This is a genomic window from Enterobacter cloacae complex sp. R_G8 (genome assembly GCF_024599795.1).
GTDB classification, from domain to species: domain Bacteria; phylum Pseudomonadota; class Gammaproteobacteria; order Enterobacterales; family Enterobacteriaceae; genus Enterobacter; species Enterobacter dissolvens.
Genome location: NZ_CP102246.1, coordinates 107,822 through 127,074, shown reverse-complemented (window position 1 = coordinate 127,074; position 19,253 = coordinate 107,822). Strand labels below are relative to the sequence as shown.

The following is a 19,253-nucleotide window of genomic DNA, read 5'->3' as shown; positions in this document are numbered from 1 at the left end:
CATTCGCAGGTAAAAATCAGCTCAGGAGCAAACCATGCTGGCCTTCCTCAATCAGGTGCGCAAGCCGACCCTGGATCTGCCGCTCGACGTGCGGCGCAAAATGTGGTTCAAACCGTTCATGCAGTCCTATCTGGTGGTCTTTATCGGCTACCTGACCATGTACCTGATCCGCAAAAACTTTAACATCGCGCAGAACGACATGATCTCCACCTACGGGCTGAGCATGACGCAGCTGGGGATGATTGGCCTGGGCTTCTCCATCACTTACGGCGTGGGCAAAACCGTTGTCTCGTACTATGCAGACGGCAAAAACACCAAGCAATTCCTGCCGTTTATGCTGATCCTCTCCGCCATCTGTATGCTCGGCTTCAGCGCCAGCATGGGCGCGGGCTCCGTCAGCCTGTTCCTGATGATCGCTTTCTACGCCCTGAGCGGTTTCTTCCAGAGTACCGGTGGGTCGTGCAGCTACTCCACCATCACCAAATGGACCCCGCGCCGTAAGCGTGGTTCATACCTTGGCATGTGGAACATTTCCCACAACCTCGGCGGGGCGGGTGCAGCAGGTGTGGCGCTGTTCGGTGCGAACTACCTGTTTGACGGTCACGTGATCGGCATGTTTATCTTCCCGTCGATTATCGCCCTGATTGTCGGTTTTATCGGTCTGCGTTTCGGCAGCGACTCTCCGGAATCTTACGGCCTCGGCAAAGCCGAAGAGCTGTTCGGCGAGACGATCAGCGAAGAGGACAAAGAGACCGATGAGAACGAGATGACAAAATGGCAGATCTTTGTTGAGTACGTGCTGAAAAACAAAGTGATTTGGCTGCTCTGCTTCTCCAACATTTTCCTGTACGTGGTGCGCATCGGTATTGACCAGTGGTCGACCGTGTATGCCTTCCAGGAGCTGAAGCTCTCTAAAGAAGTGGCGATTCAGGGCTTCACCCTGTTTGAAGTGGGCGCGCTGGTCGGCACCCTGCTGTGGGGCTGGCTCTCTGACCTCGCCAATGGTCGTCGTGCGCTGGTGGCCTGCGTCGCGCTGGCGCTGATTATCGCTACCCTGGGCGTCTACCAGCACGCCAGTAACCAGTACGTTTACCTGGCATCCCTGTTTGCGCTCGGCTTCCTCGTGTTTGGTCCGCAGCTGTTGATCGGCGTAGCGGCGGTAGGTTTTGTACCGAAAAAAGCGATCGGCGCCGCCGATGGGATTAAAGGCACCTTCGCCTACCTGATCGGCGACAGCTTCGCCAAGCTGGGTCTGGGGATGATTGCCGACGGCACACCGATTTTCGGCCTCACCGGCTGGGCTGGCACCTTTGCGGCGCTGGATGCCGCCGCCATTGGCTGTATCGTCCTGATGGCGATGGTTGCGGTGCTCGAAGAACGTAAAATTCGCCGTGAAAATCGTGTGCAGAAATTAAAAGCAGCCTGAGTGTGCAGGTGACTTCGTTGCCCGGTGTGTGATGCCGGGCTTTTTTGTTTTAATTTCCAGTTTTTACCCCGCTTTACACACTCGCCCCTCTCCTTGCTCTACAGTTTTTTTTGCTGCCGCCTTTCGCGCAGCCTTATTCCTTTTGCTATGGGAGAGCTTGCATGTTGACCCGACGATTATCTTGCCTGGCGCTGTTGATGGCGCTGGCAACCCCCGCAATAGCCACGGATGCGCCCACCTACGGCGAGAAGCTGGAAGGTTTCGACTACGGCTGGCCGGTACAACACTTTACGTTTACCTCCCAGGAACAGTCTCTGGATATGGCTTATCTGGACGTGAAGCCGGAAAAACCCAACGGCCGCAACGTGGTGCTGATGCACGGCAAAAACTTTTGCGCCGGTACCTGGGACGGCACTATCCGTGCGCTCTCAGCCAGCGGTTATCGGGTGATCGCTCCCGACCAGATTGGCTTTTGTAAATCCACCAAGCCGGAGCATTATCAGTACACCTTCCAGCAGCTGGCAGATAACACCCACGCCTTGCTGAAAACGCTCGGCGTCGATCGCGTGACGGTTATCGGCCACTCGACCGGCGGCATGCTGGCGACCCGCTATGCGCTGATGTGGCCGCAGCAGGTGGAGCAGCTGGTGATGGTCAACCCAATTGGTCTGGAAGACTGGAAAGCGCGCGGCGTGCCGCATATTACGGTCGACCAGTGGTACCAGCGCGAGCTGAAGGTCAGCGCCGACGGCATTCGTCAGTACGAGAAAAATACCTACTACGCCGGAGAGTGGAAGCCGGAGTACGAGCGTTGGGTCACCATGCTCGCCGGGCTGAACAGCGGGCCGGGAAAAGAACGTGTGGCCTGGAACTCGGCGCTGCTCTACGACATGATTTACACCCAGCCGGTGATCTACGAATTTAGTGAACTGAAGATGCCGGTATTATTGATGATCGGCACGAAGGACAACACCGCCATCGGGAAAGATCTCGCCCCGCCTGAGATCCGCAAAACGCTCGGCAACTATGCGGTGCTGGGGAAGGAGACGGCGAAACGCATCCCGCACGCAACGCTGGTTGAGTTCAACGACATGGGGCACGCGCCGCAGATGCAGGATCCTGCACGCTTCCACGAGGCACTGCTGAAAGGGCTTCAGGCTCGCTGACTGGTTTCCAGCAACAACCCGCGCAGCCACATTTGCGCGGGGTTACGGTGTGTTCTGGCGTGCCAGGCCATGCACTTGGTGAAACCCGGCACCGGAACCGGTGTGTTGCAGACAAACATTCCCGTCTGGTTTTCCGCTATCCGTGACGGTACCACGGCGATCATATCGCTTATCGCCAGTACATCCGGCAGTACCAGGAAGTTGCTCACCGATAACCCCACGTGCCGCGTCCGGCCCATTTTTTCCAGCGCGCCATCCGTCACGCCGCGAAAACTATCACCTTCATAAGAGACCAGCACGTGTTCAAGGGCGCAAAAGCGTGCCAGAGAGAGCGGTTTGCCCGCGTCCGGGTGGTCGGCACGCATCATGCAAACGTACCGTTCATCATAAAGCGCCCGGCTGTGCAGGTCGTCTGGCGTGGTATGGGGTGTGATCAGCGCCACGTCAACATTCCCGCGTTCAAGCTGGTTCATCATGCGCTCGGAATCGACAGGTATAACCCGCACGCGTATTGCCGGTGCCCGCACCTTCAGTGCCGCGATAAACGGCACCGCGATCGCGCGGAGCGCGTAATCGGTGGCGGCAAGCGTGAAGGTGAGGGTGGCCTGCAGTGGGTCAAACGCCACCGGCTGCAGCAGGAGGTCGATATCTGCCAGGATGCGCTTCACCGGCGCGGCCAGCTCTTCCGCACGGGTCGTGGGTACGATGCCGTGGGGCGCTCGGATAAACAGCGGGTCGTCGAAGTAATCCCGCAGGCGGTTCAGCATGCCGCTGACCGCCGGCTGGGTCAGGGCCAGACGCGCCGCCGCGCGGGTGACGCTGCGTTCATCCAGCAGGGCGTCGAGCGTTTTCAGCAGGTTAAGATCCAGCGTGCGCAGATCCGTTTTCATGACGATATTCTACCTTTTTTCAGTTCACTATTATGGCCGTGCCCGCTGTCGATACCCTGAGTTTCCCGCTATGATGAGCGGCTATTCAAAGGAGAACGCATGGTCTGGATAATGCTGGCAACGCTTGCCGTGGTGTTTGTGGTTGGGTTTCGTGTCCTGACCTCGGATTCCCGCCGCGCCATCAAACGCTTAAGCGAACGGCTGGGTATCACCCCGATGCCGGTCGAGTCGATGATCGATCAGTTCGGTAAAACGCCCGGCAATGAGTTTATCCGCTACCTTGAACGCCCGGACGAGGCGCATCTGCAAAACGCCGCCCAGGTGCTGCTCATCTGGCAGGTGTGTATCGTCGACGGTAGCGAAGAGAATCTGCACACCTGGCACCGCATGCTGCGTAAAGCCCGTCTGGCCGCGCCGATCACCGATGCGCAAATCCGCCTCGCCCTCGGCTTTATGCGCGAGATGGAGCCGGATCCGCAGGAGTTGAACGTTTTCCAGCTGCGTTACAACCAGCTCTTTCTGCCGGAAGAGGGCGTCTTTTACCTGCACTGATATCACGAACCGTGATGATGAGTATAAGGCATCATCATTAGATTTATACCACTCACGGGCGCACCATCACCTTATCCACTCACGATGAGGTGAACCATGAAACAATCCGCCATTATCTGGCCAGACGATTACCTGCCAGGCACCACCGATAACTTTGCGTCCAATGAAATCATTGTCGCCGGACTGAGCGCGAAAGCGATCTGGGCGCAGCTTAACGACACTACACTGTGGCCGAACTACTACAGCAACGCCGAAGATATTCGTTTTCACGACGGCAGCGGTCCGGAACTGAGCGCCAACGCCCGCTTCCGCTTCACGACCTTTGGCTTTCCGGTTGAGGCGCAGGTTACGGAGTATGTTCCGCCGGTCGATGGCGAGGCGGCGCGTATCGCCTGGCACGGCTGGGTGGAGGGCGATGCCAGCTCGCGTCTGGATGTGATCCACGCCTGGCTGTTTGAAGACTTACCGGGTAACCGCGTCCGTATTTTGACTCAGGAGTCGCAGAAAGGCGTTCCGGCACAGGAATTAGCACGTACCCTACCGAACCCGATGATCAACGCGCATCAGGAGTGGATCGTCGGGCTGGCGAAGGCGGCGATGCAAGAAAAGTTGTCGAAACGTTAAATTCGTCACACTTTTGATGATAAACTGCGCGACTTTCCCGCACATTTTTATCTTCAGGTGACGCCATGACAGAACATATCCAGCCCACGATCAGACCGCAGACCAAAGAGGTTTCTCGCCCCAACTGGTCGGCGGTTTTTTCCGTGGCGTTCTGCGTCGCCTGTCTTATTACCGTTGAGTTTTTACCGGTCAGCCTGCTGACGCCGATGGCGCAGGATCTGGGTATTTCCGAGGGCGTGGCAGGGCAGTCCGTTACCGTGACCGCGTTTGTGGCGATGTTTGCCAGCCTGTTTATCACGCAGGTGATTGGCGCGATTGATCGCCGCAAAGTGGTCATTCTCTTCAGCGTGCTCCTGACGCTCTCCTGCCTGCTGGTCTCTTTCGCGGAGAGCTTCACCCTGTTGCTGCTCGGCCGCGCCTGTCTGGGTCTGGGGTTGGGCGGTTTCTGGGCAATGTCGGCCTCGCTCACCATGCGACTGGTGCCGACGCGCACCGTGCCGAAAGCCCTCTCCGTTATCTTTGGCGCGGTTTCCATCGCGCTGGTGATTGCCGCGCCGCTGGGGAGTTTCCTTGGGGGAATCATCGGCTGGCGTAACGTCTTTAACGCCGCAGCGGTGATGGGTTTTCTCTGCATTCTGTGGGTGTGGAAAGCGCTGCCGCCCCTGCCGGGCGAAGCGGCGCACCACAAACAGAACATGTTCAGTCTGCTTAAGCGCCCCGGCGTGCTGGCGGGGATGACCGCCATCTTCATGGCCTTTGCCGGGCAGTTTGCCTTCTTTACCTATATCCGCCCGGTCTTTATGACCATGGCGGGCTTTGACGTGGATGGCCTGACGCTGGTGCTGCTCAGCTTCGGTATTGCCAGTTTTGTCGGCACCTCGCTGTCGTCTCAGTTCCTGAAGCGCTCCCTGAAAGTGGCGCTTGCTGGTGCCCCGCTGGTACTGGCTGTCAGTGCCGTCGTGCTGATTCTGTGGGGCAGCGACAAATGGGTGGCCTCGGCGATTGCAATTATCTGGGGCTTTGCCTTTGCGCTGGTGCCGGTGGGCTGGTCGACGTGGATCACCCGCTCGCTGGCCGATCAGGCTGAAAAAGCCGGGTCGATTCAGGTGGCGGTGATCCAGCTGGCGAACACCTGCGGCGCGGCGGTGGGCGGCGTGGCGCTCGACCACCTTGGGCTGACGTCGCCGCTGGTCATCTCCGGCACGCTGATGTTGCTGACGGCGCTGCTGGTGGCAGGGAAAGTGAAGGTAAAGTAATGCTTTTTCTCCCTCTCCCGTGGGAGAGGGTTGGGGTGAGGGCATCAGGCTACGCCGGGGCTTTCACCCGTTTTCTCGAATCCATCGAAATCAACACCACCGACGACACAATCAGCAGCGTGCCCAGCCAGTCCGGCAGAGTAAACGCCACGCCCAGCAAAATCACCGACAGTAACGCGCTGCTTAGCGGCTCGGCGCAGCTCAGAATGCTTGCCTTCGGCCCGCCGATCATCTGCGCGCCTTTCAGGTACAGGCTGAACGTCAGCGCCGTGCCGATCACCACCAGGTAGAAAAACGCCAGCAGCAGGCTGCCGTCAATGACAAACGCGGTGCCGCGTCCGGCGTAGAACGGCGTCAGCATTAACCCGGCAATCAACATACTCCAGCCGACAATCGGCAAGGTGCCGTAGCGGGCGATCAGGGTTGACGGATACGTCGTGTAAAACGCCGCGGCAAAGGCCGAGGCAATGCCGAAGAACAGCGCGGCAGGTGAGATGGAGAGCGAGGTAGGGTCGCCATGGGTCACCAGCAAAAATGTCCCCACCAGTGAGGTCAGGATCGCGGAAAGCACAAACAGACCCGGCCGCTTTTTCCGCGCCAGCGCAAACCACGCCACGATAATCGTCGGCGACAGAAACTGCAGCACGGTGGCCGTAGCCGCGTTGGATTTCTCGATTGTCACCAGGAAGGTGAGCTGTACAGTGAGCGCGCCAGCCAGGGAGAAAAACAGCAGGCTGAGGGCGTCTTTGCGATGTTTGATGACCGAGAAAATCTTGTCGCCGTGAACGAAGGACAAGGTCAGCAGGATCAGGCCGGTAAACAGCAGGCGAACCATGGTCAGATAGGGTGAAGCGATCTGGCTTTTCTCCATGATGTACTGCGCGCAAACCCCTGAGCTGCCCCATAAAACGGCGGCGATCAGGACGTTCAGCATCCCTTTACGTGTGGAACCCATGTTCTCCCCTGTGATGTTGTCGTTAATTCGGTCAACAGCATAGCATGGTTGTGTGCGGCCTGATGCCCTCACCCCGGCCCTCTCCCACGGGGAGAGGGAGCAAACACTAAAAACGGCAACGCTCGTTGCCGTTTTGCTTTTACCTTAGAACCACGCCTCCCACATTGCGCCGACGTTGAAGTCGTCCAGCGTTTCGTCCTTGGTATTGTTCACGCGGGCGGTGCGTTCGTTATCCACTTTGCCGCCGGTGACGTAGAAGCGCAGCATCGGACGGAACTCCGGCCCCATGGCGATAGACATGTTCTGCGACAGGGTCAGTTTCCAGCCCTTGTTGTCGCCGCCGTTGTCGTAGTCCACATGCTGCCAGCCCGCTTCCAGCCAGGTGGAGTGAACGTCGTTCCACCAGTGCATCGGACGCACAATGGCGTTGTAGTTCTTACGGTTGTCCGTTTTATCACGGCTGTTGTCGTAGTCGTGGAAGGCGAGGATGTACTCCACCTGCGTGGCCGGAGTGAATTTATACAGCCCTTCGAAGCTGGCATAGACCGTGGTCAGATCCTCGGTTTTATTGAACACGCTGTTGTCCGCGTTATCAGAGTAACGGGCAATCACCTTGTTCACGCCGCTGTCGTTGGTGTGGCTCAGCACCACGCCGCCCTGCCAGGCGTTCAGACGCTCGTCACTTTCAACCGCTTTTGAGTCAAAGCCGTAGTTGGCGTACAGCTCCAGATCCAGCGGACCGACCTTCATGCCGTGAATTTTTGACGTCGCGGCGTAGTTGCCTTTGTCGCCCGTGCCGGACCCGCCGGTACAGGTGATGCGCGACGGGTTGGCTTCGTCTTCCATGACTTCCGGGCTACAGGATTCCACCGCCGCCACGGCGGCCACGTCAAACTGCACGCCGCCGATGTCGAAGTTCTTCACCCCGGCGCCCTGGCCGTCGTGGTTCATCCAGAAGTAATCGTTAATGCCCTGCTGCGGACGCTGGTGGAAGTCACGACCGGCCCAGAAGTAGGCGTTCGGGTTGGAGGCCATAATATTGGTCACCCCGGCGTAGGCTTTTTTCAGGTTAACTTCATCGCCCCAGTGATCGATCATCACGTTGATGTCCCAGATGGCGCCGTTGTCGCCCTTGAAGGCCTTGGAGAGCTGGAATTCACCGCCGTTGCCTTCGTTACCCAGACGACCGATGGCTGATGCCCCGTTATAGGAACCGTCCACCGCCACGTATTTCTGGTCGGCGGCCTGGAAGTGCGCGCCGTAGCGGGCGTAGCCAGTAAATTTAATGCCGAACGGAATAGCCATATCCGGGGATTGCGCCGCGCTTTGCGGCTCCGTCACCACGTCGGCTTTTTTCGCGACCGCGGCATCCATTTTGGCCTGACGTTCCGCGAGGGCTTTATCCACCGCTTTTGCCACAATGGCGTCGATTTGTTCCTGTGTAAATTCCTGTGCGAGTACAGAAATTGGGCAAAGCGCGGCGATAACCGCCATGGTTAATGGTAGTTTTTTTAGGGTAGTCATGGTTATCTCAATATAGTTTAATTTTATTCAGACAATAACCATCCCGCTCCGATCTGACAGAGTATGTCGCTATCATCAGAACAAGTGGATTTCTATTTAAGGTACAGAGGTATTACTCGTTATTTCGCCATAGATTATCTCTGATATAAATGAATAATTTCTTCGGATAATTCACGCGCCAGTAATGAATTCATTAAATGATCCTGCGCGTGTACCATAATTAACGTCATCGGCTGACGGGCTTCACCCGCATCCTGCTCAATGAGTTTGGTCTGCATCTTGTGCGCCTGGCGCGCGTAGCCATCCGCTTCGCGCAGCAGGTTTTTGGCTTCGTCAATGTTGCCCTGCCGCGCAGCGTGCAGTGCTTCAAAGCACAGGCTGCGCGACTGACCCGCATTGACGATGATTTCCATCACGGCTTCTTCTAAGGCAACCATCGTCTTTCTCTCTATTTATCGAAACTATTATGTAAAGAGGTGGCGGCAAACCACTCTCCGCTCTTTTTAATGGTGCGCTGTTGCGTAGTTAAATCGAGCTGGACAAAGCCATAGCGGTTTTTATACGCATTACACCACGACCAGTTATCAATAAAGGTCCACATATGGTAGCCAAGGCAATTGCACCCTTCGCTAATACCTTTATGCAGCCAGGTTAAATGTCCGGAAATAAAATCGATACGGTATTGATCGTTTATCTGGCCATTTTCAATAAAGCGCTGTTCATTTTCGACGCCCATTCCGTTTTCAGAAATAAAACAGCGTGGGTTGCCGTAATTGTCGCGCAGGTTAACCAGAATATCGTAAATACCCGGCTCGTAGATTTCCCAGCCACGGTACGGGTTCATCTTGCGGCCCGGCATCTCGTAGTTATCAAAGAACCACTCCGGCATAAACGGCGCCTGCGGGTTCACCGCGCTGTCGCGACACTTCACGCGACGCGGCTGGTAATAGTTAATGCCGAGCAGGTCGATTTTCCCTTCCGCAATCAGGAAGCTGTCCTCCGGTTTACAGGCGGGAAGCTGGTCGTAAGATTTCAGCAGTGCCACCAGATCGGCCGGGTATTCACCGCGCAGAACCGGGTCGAGGAAGCTGCGGTTAAACATCAGATCCGCGATGTGCGCCGCCTTCACGTCCGCCGGGTTTTGCGAGCGCGGGTAGGACGGTGTCAGGTTGAGCACGATGCCGATCTCACCCGCGTAATGTCCGGCGCGGTAGGCCTGGACGGCCTTCGCGTGGGCCAGCACGGTGTGATACGCCACGGTAGCCGCCCGACGGAAATCCACCACGTTCGGGTAGTGGAAATCGTACAGATAACCGCCTTCAACCGGGACAATCGGCTCGTTGAAGGTAAACCAGTGCAGCACGCGGTCGCCAAACAGGTCGAAGCAAATCTGCGCATAGCGGGCGTAAGCGTCCACCACCTCCCGGTTTTCCCAGCCGCCAATCTCCTGCATCGTCATCGGCATGTCGAAATGGAACAGGGTGATAAACGGCGTAATGCCCTGCGCGATCAGCTCATCAATGACCTGGTTATAAAATTCGACCGCCTTTGGATTCACTTCACCGATACCGTCGGGGATCAGGCGCGCCCAGCTTATAGAAGTGCGAAAGCTGTTGTGGTTCAGCTGTTTTAACAGCTGAATGTCCGTTTTCCAGTGCTGATAAAACGTGGAGGTATGCTGCGGTCCCACGCCGTTGTGAAAACGGTTCGGCTCGCGGGCAAACCAGTAATCCCATGTGGTTTCACCCTCTCGTGTCCCTTCGGTCTGGAGAGCAGAGCTTGCGCTGCCCCACCAGAAATTATCGGGAAAGGTATATTTCATGACGCTTCCTCTTTGACTTAATGGCTTGCGGTCTCAGCGGCACCGACGGTTGCCTGAGCTTTTTGCTCTTCGTTTTTCATCAACGTACGCTCGTAAGCCCGCAGGAACGGCAGGTACATCAGCGCTGACATCACCATACAAACGAGACACATCACCACCGGGCTCAGCGCCCAGTTGGCGGCCCATGAGGCGCCAATGGGTGCGGGCGTGGTCCACGGCGTTAACGACACCACCTGCGCCAGCCAGCCCAGTTTGGTTGCCGCGTACGCCAGACACGCATTCACCAGCGGCACACACACGAACGGGATAAACAGCATCGGGTTCATGATGATGGGCGCGCCGAACAGGATCGGTTCGTTGATGTTAAAGAAGCTTGGCACAACGCCCATTTTGCCGATGGTGCGTAAGTGCGTTACCCGACTACGCAGCAGCAGGAAGGCCAGCGGCAGCGTGGAGCCTACGCCGCCAATCAGCAGGTAGTGATCCCAGAAGCCCTGCAGGTAGACGTGTGGCAGTGCCGCACCGGCCGCCAGCGCCGCCTGGTTTGCCGACAGGTTTGCCATCCAGAACGGGTTCATGATGCCGGTGACAATCAGCGAACCGTGGATACCGGCGAACCAGAAGATCTGGCACAGCAGTACGGAGAGCAGAATGGCGGGCAGCGAGTCAGACGCAGAGACCAGCGGTTCCAGCAGGTGCATAATCGCCTGCGGGATGATCATGCCGGTCTGCGCCTCGATAAACAGGTTCAGCGGATGCAGGGTGCCAATCACCACCATCACCGGGATCAGGATCTCAAACGAACGCGCCACGCCGGTCGGGACTTCCTTCGGCAGGCGGATGGTCACGTTGTTCTGCTTCAGCCACGCATAGACGCGGGTGGCGTAGATGGCGGTGATCAGCGCGGTGAAAATCCCCTGACCGGACAGATACTGGGTGGAGATCTTACCGTCCGCATACGGCGCGGCCACCAGCAGGAAGGCCATAAAGGCCAGCAGGCCGGACATCACCGGGTCGAGGTTAAACTGACGCCCCAGGCTCGCCCCAATTCCTACCGAGATGAAGAAGGTCATCACGCCCATGCTGAGGTTAAACGGCAGCATCAGCTGTTCGCGATAGGTCTGGGAGAAATCCAGCCAGCCGCGGGCAAAGCTGTTGGTGGTATCCGCCGAGAACGGCGGGAAGATGAACACCAGCATAAACGAGCCGATGATCATAAACGGCAGCGCGGCGGTAAAGCCGTCGCGGATGGCAATCACATACTTCTGCTGACCGAGCTTCGCGGCCAGCGGGGTAATTGACTGCTCAATCACCGCGACCATGGATTGATATAACGAACTCATGTGAACACCTTTTAGTGTGCCGCTTCGATGAGCGACAGAGCATAGTCCAGTACTTTATCGCCACGTTGCATGCCGTAGTCCATCATATCGATGGGCTGGACCGGAATGCCTTTCGTGGCCGCCTTGTCTGAGAGTGTCTGTAACATGTATTTCACTTGCGGTCCGAGAAGCACCACCTGATATTGCGGAAACTGCGTATCAAATTCGGAAACGCCGTACGCATCAATCTTCACCGGCAAACCGCGTTCTTTCGCCACATCGACCATTTTGCTGACCAGCAGGCTGGTGGACATCCCGGCAGAGCAGCAGAGCATAATCTTGAACATCGACAACCATCCTCAAAATGTAAATAGATATTGCGATGATGATTGGATATCAGATGGAAACCGGTTTCCATTTATAAAAGACAGAAGTGTGACAACCATCAAGATCCCTTATATATGAGGCTAATTAACCCGATGCGCGTCACAAAATTTGGCTGTTTTGACATCATTTTGAGTGGAAACGGAAAATCGGTTTCCATGGAAAACGGAAACGGATATACTCCCTTCTGGCTATAATGTGAGCCGTAGCGGTAATGGATTTTGCAGGCGCGAGGTAAGCCTGTCAGGGGAAAAAGATGTCGACAATCAATGATGTATCACGTCTTGCCGGGGTGTCGAAAGCCACGGTATCGCGAGTGTTGAGTGGGTCGCGTGGCGTAAAGGAAGCCAGCCGTCAGGCCGTTCTGAAAGCGGTAGATGAACTGAACTACCGGCCCAATGTGATTGCGCAGTCGCTGCTGAGCCAGTCGACGGGGTGTATCGGGGTGATTTGCGCGCAGGAGAATATTAACCAGACGACCGGTTATCTCTACGCGCTGGAAAAACAGCTCAGCCAGCATCAAAAACACCTGCTGCTGCGCTTCGCCCATAGCAAAGCGGATGTGCTGCATGCCCTGGAAGAGCTCTCCTGTGGGCTTTGCGATGACATTCTGGTGATTGGCGCGCGTTTTCCACTGGATATCGACATGGATAACGTCATCCTGGTTGACTGTATGGGCTCAGAAAATCCCAACAGCATCCAGTTCGATCACGCCTTCGCCGCCGAGACCGCCTGTAACTACCTTACCAGCCAGGGACGCCGCCAGATTGCCCTTATCCATCCGCACGGTAGCGGCTTTGCCGATCAGGTGCTGCTGGGCTACAAACATGCGCTGGAGAAAAATTTCCTGCCCTTCAACCGCAACCTCGTGTTTATGGACGCGACCTCCTCGTCCGTGGCGCTGCAGGAGCTGCTGAATAACGCCAGCACGCTGAATTTCAACGCGTTACTGGTGGCGGACGAACAGGAAGCGCAGCGGGTGATCCCGCAGTTGCAGGCGTTTAATAAATCGGTGCCGGAGGACATCATGGTCTTCAGCCTTGCCGGATCGCTGCATCTGCCGGGCATTCCGGTGATCCCGGCCATTGAGTATTCCATGGACGCCATGGCGGCGCGCATCGTGAGCTGGTTGACGGAAAAAACACAAATGCTCGGGTCGTACGTGCTGCGCGGGGATTTGATCATTCCGGATGTGCGTAAGCGTTAAAAATGTTGTGCAGGCCGGGTAAGGCGTAGCCGCCACCCGGCGAGAAGCACGTTTCCAGCCCTCAATAATCCTCCATACAATCCACCTGACTCACCGCGTCCCAGTAGGCCTCCAGGTTGTCACGCTTCACGGCGGTGATGGCGTTTTTGATCAGCAGCTGATTAGCCTCGGACGATAAAATCATGGCCTGCCAGGCTTTATCGCTCTGTTTTTTCTGGGGCGTACAGGCTTTTTTTACATCTTTGAGTACCTGCTGCTTAATTTGAGCCTCCCGCGCCGGGTCGTCTTTTTCCTGAGCATGGGCAAACGCGGCGAAAAGCAGGCAGACGAGCAGGCAAACCAGGTGTGCAGATTTCATCGAAACCTCCATTAAGAGACACGTGCTTCCCCAGAAATATATCGTTACATTCAGTGTAGCGACGCCAGCCGAAAGTATGAATTTTCTCTTCACCGCGTATCAGGATTGTCCCGGACGCGTTACTCAATCCCGCCCCCGAGCGATTGCCACAGGGTGATACGGTTTTCCAGGTCGGTTTGTTGTAACGCGATAAGCGACGACTGCGCCGACCACAACGATCGCTGCGCGGTCAGTACCGTCAGATAATCCCCGGCCCCCGCCTGATAGCTGCGGGTCGCCACATCCAGCGTTTTTTGCTCGGCTGCCACGTATTCACGCTGGGCATCAAGCTGCTCGCTGAGCGTTTCACGACGTGCCAGCGCATCGGCCACGTCTTTAAACGCGCTCTGGATGGTTTTCTCGTAGGTGGCGATCAATCCCTTCTTCTCCGCTTCCGCGTAGCGCAGCTGGGCCAGATTGTTACCGCCACTGAACAGCGGCAGGGTGATGGACGGTGCGAATGACCACACCTTCATCCCGTGGCTGAACAGGGACGAAAGCGAATCGCTGCCGACGCCCGCACTGGCGGTCAGTGAAATGGTCGGGAAGAAGTTGGCGCGCGCGGCACCGATATTGGCGTTGGCGCTCAGCAGGTTGTGCTCCGCCTCCTTAATATCCGGGCGACGCAGCAGCGCGTCTGAACTCACGCCTGCCGGGATCAGCGTGATGGCGTTATCGCTCAGGCTCTCCAGCGTGCCCGGCAGCAGGGTGTCCGGCACCGTGTCACCCGCCAGCAGATTAAGGGCGTTTTTGTCCTGTACCACCTGCGTTTGATAGCTTGCCACGCTGGCACGCGCCTGCTGGTAGACCGCCATCGCCTCGCTGACGTCCGTTGCCGCCGCCACGCCAACCTGCTGCTGACGCTTCACAATCCTGAGCGAGCTGGCGGCGCTCTCCATCGTCGATTTCGCCAGCGCCAGGTTGCTGTTATCCGCCGCCAGGGTCACCCAGGCGGTGGTTAACTCGCTGACCATCGTCAGGCGGGTATTCTGGGCGGTGAACTCGCTGGCAAGCCAGGTTTCACGCGCTGCGCGTGACAGGCTCTGGTTACGGCCAAACAGATCCAGCTCGAAGCTGGAGACCGTGCCGTTGGCCTCATCGCTGGTCGCGACACCGCCTGCCAGCGTGCGGCTGCGGGTGTGGCTCAGCTCCGCGTCCACCGTCGGGAACAGGGAGGATCGCGTTTCGCCGTACTGGGCGCGCGCGGCGTCGATATCGGCAATCGCTTTTTGCAGGTCGCGGTTGCTGTTGAGCGCCATCGTCACTACGCCTTTCAGGCGCGCATCGTTCATCACCTGTTGCCACTGGCTCACCACGGCGGTGGCTTCGCCGTGCGCACCCGGCAACGTCGCCGGGACGGGCGCAGCCGGGCGCTGATACGTGGGATCTAAAGAGACGCAGCCCGCGCTCATCAGCGCTAACACGAAAACAGATAAACGAAACATTATGACCTCCGGTTGCTGTGTTTACCGGAGAACAGACGTTTCACCAGTACGAAGAATAACGGAACGAAGAAGATTGCCAGCAGCGTGGCGGCCAGCGTCCCACCGATAATGCCGGTCCCGATCGCTACCCGGCTGTTGGCCCCTGCACCGGTGGCAATCGCCAGCGGCGTCACACCTGCGATAAACGCCAGCGAGGTCATGATGATGGGGCGCAAACGCGTCTGGGCGGCACGCAGCGCCGCACGCGTCAGGGAGTAACCTTCGGCGACTTTTGCCTCGGCAAACTCAACAATCAGAATGGCGTTCTTTGACGACAGGCCGATGGTGGTCAGCAGCGCCACCTGGAAGTAGACGTCGTTGCTCAGGCCGCGCAGGGAGGCGGCAATCGCTGCGCCCAGCACCCCAAGCGGGATCACCAGGATAACGGAAATCGGTACCGACCAGCTCTCATACAGCGCCGCCAGACAGAGGAATACCACCAGGATCGAGAGGGCATAGAGGCTCATTGCCTGGCCGCTCGCCAGTTTTTCCTGTAAGGACAAACCGCTCCACGCCCAGGTACTGCCGGACGGCAGGTTGTTTGCCAGTTGCTCCATTTTGCTCATCGCCGTACCGGAACTGGCGCCACTGGCGTTCTCGCCCTGAATTTCATACGCCGCCGAGCCGTTATAGCGCACCAGGCTTTCGGGGCCATACTCCCAGCGGGTGGTGGCAAAGGCGGAGAACGGGGTCATGGTGCTGTCGCTACCGCGTACATACCACTTGTTGAGATCGGACGGCACGGCGCGATAGTCGCTGTCGCCCTGGATATAGACCTTTTTCACGCGGCCGCGATCGATAAAATCATTCACGTAGGTACCGCCCCAGGCGCTGGAGAGGGTGTCGGTGACGTCACTCAGGGAGAGCCCCAGCGACACGGCTTTATTGTTGTCGATATCCACCTGAAGCTGTGGCATCTGCGGCAGATCGTTGGCGCGAACCGCGTGCAGGGAGGCATCCTGATTCGCTTCGCCAATCAGCTGGTTACGCAGCTTGAGCAGCGTGTCGCGATCGGTGCCGCCGCTGGCCATCAGCTCAAAGGTAAAGCCGTTACTCTGGCCCAGACCATCCACCGCCGGTGGCGTCATGGCAAAGATGGTCGCATCGCGGAGGGTGCTCAGCTCCTGCGTGGCACGCAGGGCAATGGCCTGTGCGGTATTTTCAGCGCCCTTACGTTCGGACCAGTTTTTCAGGGAGACAAACGCCATCCCGGCGTTCTGGCCGCTGCCGCTAAAGCTGAAGCCCTCAATGGTGAAGATAACGTTGGTGTTGGCTTTCTCTTTGGTGAGGAACCACTCGCGCACCTGACGGCTGACTTCGGCAGTACGGACCGTCGTCGCGCCTGCTGGCAGGGTGTACTGCACCATGATTTCGCCCTGGTCTTCCGTCGGCAGGAAGCTGCCCGGCAGTTTCAGCATCGCGAATCCCATCGCGCCGCAGAGCAGGGCGTAGATGACCAGCATGCCACCGGAGCGGCGCAGCGCGCGCAATACCTTGTTCTGGTAACCCTGCTCGGTCTTGCTGTAGAAGCGGTTAAACGCGCCGAAAAAGCCCTTCTTATGTGGGGCGGTGTGGCTCAGAATCGAGCCGCACAGCGCAGGCGTCAGGGTTAATGCCACTACCACGGAAAGGAGCATCGCCGAGATAATGGTGACCGAGAACTGACGGTAAATCACCCCGGTGGAGCCACCAAAGAAGGCCATCGGCAGGAACACCGCAGAGAGCACCAGCGCAATGGCGATCAGCGCACCGGAGATTTCGCCCATCGATTTTTCGGTGGCTTCGCGGGCGGGCAGCCCTTCGTCGCGCATAATACGTTCGACGTTTTCCACCACCACGATGGCATCATCCACCAGCAGCCCTATCGCCAGCACCATCGCAAACAGGGTCAGGGTGTTGATGGAGTAGCCGAACAGCGCCAGTACGCCAAAGGTGCCCAGCAGAACCACCGGAACGGCCAGCGCCGGGATCAGCGTGGCGCGGATGTTTTGCAGGAACAGGTACATCACCACGACCACGAGGATAATGGCTTCGAACAGGGTCTGAATCACGTCCTCAACCGAGATCTTAATAAACTCGGTGCTGTCTTTCGGGTAGGCCACGTCGTAGCCTTCCGGCATCGACTTTTTGAATTCGGCGATTTTCTCTTTCACCGCCGTGGCGGTATTGAGCGCGTTGGCGCCCGGCGAAAGCATCACCGCCATCCCCGCGGCCGGATGGCCGTTCAGCTTCGCGGTGGCGGTGTAATCCTCACTGCCCATCTCCACGCGCGCAACGTCGCTGATGTGTACCACCGCGCCGTTAGACTGGCTCTTGACGATGATATTTTTGAACTCATCGACCGTCTGCAGGCGCGACTGGGCGCGCACGGTGGCGGTCAGCTGCTGGGCGTTCGACGAAGGCAGCGCGCCGATTTTACCGGCGGAAACCTGCACGTTCTGCGCTTCAATCGCACTTTGCACATCTGACGGCATCAGCGAGTAGGACGCCAGCTTCGCCGGGTCGAGCCAGATACGCATCGCGTATTCCGCGCCAAACACCTGCAGACTCCCGACGCCATCCACGCGCGCCAGCGGATCCTGCATATTACTGACCAGCCAGTCGGCGATATCCGAGCTGCTGGCGGTGTCGGTTTTGTCGTACACCCCCATGATAAGCAGGAAGTTGCTCTGCGATTTCTCGACGGTGATCCCGGACTGCTGTACTTCAGTCGGCAGGCGTGATTCCGCCTGCTGGACTTTGTTTTGCACCTGAACCTGCGCGGTGTCCGGGTCGGTCCCCTGTTCGAAGGTGACGGTAATGCTCACCGAACCGTCCGAACTGCTGGTGGAGGTGAAGTAGAGCAGGTTATCCAGCCCGGTGAGCTGCTGCTCGATCACCTGCGTCACGCTGTTTTCCAGCGTCTGCGCGGAGGCACCGGTGTAGGTGGCGGAGATCTTGATCGACGGCGGGGCGACGTCCGGGTACTGCGCAACTGGCAACGTGCGGATCGCCAGTATCCCGGCGAGCATAATCAGAATGGCGATCACCCAGGCAAATACCGGGCGACGCACGAAGAAACGGGAAAACATCAGGCATTCCCTCCGCTGGATTTCATCTCTTCGGCCTTCACCTGTTGGCCGGCGGTAACTTTGTCGGTGCCTTCCACAATCAGCCTGTCGCCCGCCTTGAGACCGCTCAGCACCAGCCATTTATCGCCGTAGGTGTCACCCGTTTCCAGCTGACGCTGCTCCACCTTGTTGCTGGCGTTCACCACCAGCGCAGTGGCTTTGCCTTTGGCATCGCGGGTAATGCCCTGCTGAGGGGCCAGGATCGCGTCATCCATGATGCCCTCGTCCACTCTGGCGCGGACAAACATCCCCGGCAAAAGCTGATGCTGTGGGTTCGGGAAGACGGCGCGCAGGGTGACCGAGCCGGTCGATTCATCCACTGCCACTTCAGTCAGCGCCAGGCGACCCTTTTCGCTGTAGGTGCTGCCGTCTTCAAGCTGCAACGTGACGCTCAGCGTATCGTTGTTCGAGGCCAGGGTTTTTTTGCGTAATCGCAGCAGATCGGCACTCGAACGCGTTAAATCGACATACATGGTGTCCAGCCCGCGAATGGTGGCCAGCGCGGTGTCTTGCTGGGCGGTGACCAGCGCCCCGGGCGTGACGGAGGAGATGCCGATGCGTCCGGCAATCGGTGCGGTGATGGTGGTCCAGTTGAGGTTAATGCGCGCACTCTCCTGCGCGGCTTTCTTTGACTCGACGCTGGCCTTGTCCTGCGCGCAGGTGGACTTCGCGTCTTCCGCGTCCTGGCGCGATACGCCGTCGTCTTTCACCAGCTGCGCATAGCGCCGGGCTTTCTGGCAGTCGGCCTGCACCAGCGCCTGCGCCTGTTTCAGCGCCGCGGCGGCTTCATCAAACGCGGCGCGGTAGCTGGAGGGATCGATCTGATACAGCGCTTGTCCGGCTTTCACAGTATCGCCTTCGGTGAACAGCCGCTTCTGGATAATGCCGCCTACCTGCGGGCGCACTTCGGCGCTCATTGCGGCGGTGGTACGCCCGGTCAGTTCACTGACGACGGACACCGGCTGGCTCATGAGTGTGACAATCCCCACTTCCGGAAGAGGACGTTGGGGAGCAGATGTTTGCGCATTATCACACCCTGTCAGGAGGAGTAATGCGGCGATGGAGGTTGTTATGTTTTTCATCATCTTTTTCCAGGGTGAACGATGCCCGCCCTGTTAATGGCTTAACAAGGAG

At 57.9% G+C, this 19,253-nt stretch carries 17 protein-coding genes; 6 read left to right on the top strand and 11 right to left on the bottom strand.

Translation table 11 applies throughout. The features are described 5' to 3' along the window. Nucleotides 1-34 precede the first annotated feature (34 nt). Complete coding sequence (uhpT, locus tag NQ842_RS00625) at nt 35-1,426, top strand: hexose-6-phosphate:phosphate antiporter (RefSeq protein ID WP_257256413.1); 1,392 nt, start codon at nt 35-37, stop codon at nt 1,424-1,426. Between the two features lie 161 nt (nt 1,427-1,587). Next, on the top strand, nt 1,588-2,592 hold the full coding sequence (locus NQ842_RS00620; protein WP_257256412.1) for an alpha/beta fold hydrolase: 1,005 nt from the start codon (nt 1,588-1,590) through the stop codon (nt 2,590-2,592). Here the strand turns inward: NQ842_RS00620 and NQ842_RS00615 are convergent. Continuing rightward, the gene (locus NQ842_RS00615; RefSeq protein WP_014830061.1) at nt 2,580-3,482 is read right to left on the bottom strand and encodes a LysR family transcriptional regulator; all 903 of its coding nucleotides are present in this window, start codon (nt 3,480-3,482) and stop codon (nt 2,580-2,582) included. The genes NQ842_RS00620 and NQ842_RS00615 overlap by 13 nt on opposite strands. Before the next feature lie 99 nt (nt 3,483-3,581). On the opposite strand from NQ842_RS00615, the gene NQ842_RS00610 reads away from it, so the two are divergent. The 3 genes from NQ842_RS00610 to nepI all read left to right on the top strand — a co-directional run bounded on the left by NQ842_RS00610 (nt 3,582) and on the right by nepI (nt 5,914). Beyond that, on the top strand, nt 3,582-4,034 hold the full coding sequence (locus tag NQ842_RS00610) for a DUF1198 domain-containing protein (RefSeq protein WP_153908074.1): 453 nt from the start codon (nt 3,582-3,584) through the stop codon (nt 4,032-4,034). A 96-nt stretch (nt 4,035-4,130) separates the two neighbouring features. After that, nucleotides 4,131-4,658 (top strand): SRPBCC domain-containing protein, encoded by a 528-nt coding sequence (locus tag NQ842_RS00605; RefSeq protein WP_095453411.1) that lies wholly within the window; start codon nt 4,131-4,133, stop codon nt 4,656-4,658. Nucleotides 4,659-4,723: 65 nt separating this feature from the next. Then, the gene (gene nepI / locus NQ842_RS00600; protein ID WP_063411750.1) at nt 4,724-5,914 is read left to right on the top strand and encodes a purine ribonucleoside efflux pump NepI; all 1,191 of its coding nucleotides are present in this window, start codon (nt 4,724-4,726) and stop codon (nt 5,912-5,914) included. Nucleotides 5,915-5,963: 49 nt separating this feature from the next. On the opposite strand, the gene NQ842_RS00595 is transcribed toward nepI, so the two are convergent. From NQ842_RS00595 to NQ842_RS00570, 6 genes are all read right to left on the bottom strand, one after another. After that, complete coding sequence (locus NQ842_RS00595) at nt 5,964-6,869, bottom strand: EamA family transporter (protein WP_257256411.1); 906 nt, start codon at nt 6,867-6,869, stop codon at nt 5,964-5,966. Nucleotides 6,870-7,013: 144 nt separating this feature from the next. After that, a complete protein-coding gene (locus NQ842_RS00590) occupies nt 7,014-8,393 on the bottom strand; it encodes a carbohydrate porin (protein WP_014830068.1) in 1,380 nt (459 codons plus the stop codon). Between the two features lie 134 nt (nt 8,394-8,527). Further along, complete coding sequence (locus NQ842_RS00585; RefSeq protein WP_046888820.1) at nt 8,528-8,830, bottom strand: PTS lactose/cellobiose transporter subunit IIA; 303 nt, start codon at nt 8,828-8,830, stop codon at nt 8,528-8,530. Nucleotides 8,831-8,841: 11 nt separating this feature from the next. Next, nucleotides 8,842-10,215, bottom strand: coding sequence for a glycoside hydrolase family 1 protein (locus NQ842_RS00580; RefSeq protein WP_257256410.1), 1,374 nt, complete (start codon nt 10,213-10,215; stop codon nt 8,842-8,844). 17 nt (nt 10,216-10,232) lie between these two features. Beyond that, nucleotides 10,233-11,558 carry a PTS cellobiose transporter subunit IIC gene (locus tag NQ842_RS00575; protein WP_014830071.1) on the bottom strand — a complete coding sequence of 442 codons (1,326 nt, stop codon included), beginning with the start codon at nt 11,556-11,558 and terminating at the stop codon, nt 10,233-10,235. Nucleotides 11,559-11,569: 11 nt separating this feature from the next. Then, on the bottom strand, nt 11,570-11,884 hold the full coding sequence (locus tag NQ842_RS00570; RefSeq protein WP_014830072.1) for a PTS sugar transporter subunit IIB: 315 nt from the start codon (nt 11,882-11,884) through the stop codon (nt 11,570-11,572). 293 nt (nt 11,885-12,177) lie between these two features. Between NQ842_RS00570 and NQ842_RS00565 the strand changes: the two genes are divergently transcribed. Next, on the top strand, nt 12,178-13,128 hold the full coding sequence (locus NQ842_RS00565; protein WP_013094823.1) for a LacI family DNA-binding transcriptional regulator: 951 nt from the start codon (nt 12,178-12,180) through the stop codon (nt 13,126-13,128). A gap of 61 nt (nt 13,129-13,189) precedes the next feature. Here NQ842_RS00565 and NQ842_RS00560 read toward each other — a convergent pair whose 3' ends face one another. The 4 genes from NQ842_RS00560 to NQ842_RS00545 all read right to left on the bottom strand — a co-directional run bounded on the left by NQ842_RS00560 (nt 13,190) and on the right by NQ842_RS00545 (nt 19,201). Continuing rightward, nucleotides 13,190-13,486: a YicS family protein gene (locus tag NQ842_RS00560; RefSeq protein ID WP_013094824.1), complete on the bottom strand. Its 297-nt coding sequence runs from the start codon at nt 13,484-13,486 to the stop codon at nt 13,190-13,192. A gap of 119 nt (nt 13,487-13,605) precedes the next feature. Continuing rightward, the gene (locus tag NQ842_RS00555; RefSeq protein WP_163281563.1) at nt 13,606-14,970 is read right to left on the bottom strand and encodes an efflux transporter outer membrane subunit; all 1,365 of its coding nucleotides are present in this window, start codon (nt 14,968-14,970) and stop codon (nt 13,606-13,608) included. Further along, the gene (locus tag NQ842_RS00550) at nt 14,970-18,080 is read right to left on the bottom strand and encodes an efflux RND transporter permease subunit (RefSeq protein WP_257256409.1); all 3,111 of its coding nucleotides are present in this window, start codon (nt 18,078-18,080) and stop codon (nt 14,970-14,972) included. Before NQ842_RS00550 ends, NQ842_RS00555 begins: the two co-directional genes overlap by 1 nt. Further along, nucleotides 18,080-19,201 (bottom strand): efflux RND transporter periplasmic adaptor subunit, encoded by a 1,122-nt coding sequence (locus NQ842_RS00545; RefSeq protein WP_219280424.1) that lies wholly within the window; start codon nt 19,199-19,201, stop codon nt 18,080-18,082. The genes NQ842_RS00550 and NQ842_RS00545 overlap by 1 nt, the downstream gene beginning before the upstream one ends. Between the last annotated feature and the right edge of the window lie 52 nt (nt 19,202-19,253).